General features: G+C 32.8%; 1 protein-coding gene. It reads left to right on the top strand.

Annotated elements, in window-relative coordinates:
• The coding region (locus ACFIQE_RS11185; RefSeq protein ID WP_375707781.1) for a type IV secretion system protein at positions 1-585 on the top strand (585 nt) is incomplete at its 5' end.
• Between the last annotated feature and the right edge of the window lie 114 nt (positions 586-699).

The following is a 699-nucleotide window of genomic DNA, read 5'->3' as shown; positions in this document are numbered from 1 at the left end:
CTTATTAATCTATTAAAAAAAGGAGAAATTATTGAGCTCTTAAAAAAACAGCTTGAGTTAAAAAAAGAACAAATTTCGCAAACAGAAAAAACCTATCAAGCTATAACAAATAGTCAGAAAACTGGACCTCAGAAAATAGACTTTTCTAGTTTTTTTCTCAAAGAGCCAGAAGCGCTCTATAAGAGTGATAAGCTTTCAAGGGAATCATATCAAAAGGTATTAGAGGAAGAAAACAAAATTTCTGGGACTTTTGATCAAATGGGCAAAGCTATTTCGGGGCGTTTACAATTTGCATCGATACTAGATAAAGCTGTAAGTTTAGAAACTTTTGAAAACGTAGAAAATCGTTTTCAATACCTTAGAGATCTATTAGATGAAGTTCAAAAAAAGGAAAACCTGAAAGATACTGCAGATCTTCAAGCACATATCGATGGTTCATTAGCCATGATCCAAAATGAATTTATAAAGATGGAAATGGTGGCGTATTTACGTAAGGCTGAGCAATCACTTATCAAAAGGAAAAAACGCGAACTTGATATGAAATTTTTTAACCATGAAACAAAAGGGATGCCTACCATACGATGAAAACAAAAGCCACTGTAGAAGGTTCAGTACTATCTGAAACAATTCAGAGGGGCACAAAGATTTTATCAAAGCCAAGATATCGTGATGAAAATACTTAGGTAATGTATAAATGAA

It is taken from the genome of Bartonella sp. AA1HLJMS (assembly GCF_042197445.1).
Lineage (GTDB): Bacteria > Pseudomonadota > Alphaproteobacteria > Rhizobiales > Rhizobiaceae > Bartonella.
Note: the sequence above shows the minus strand (reverse complement) of the source record. Positions and strands in the feature narration are given on the sequence as shown.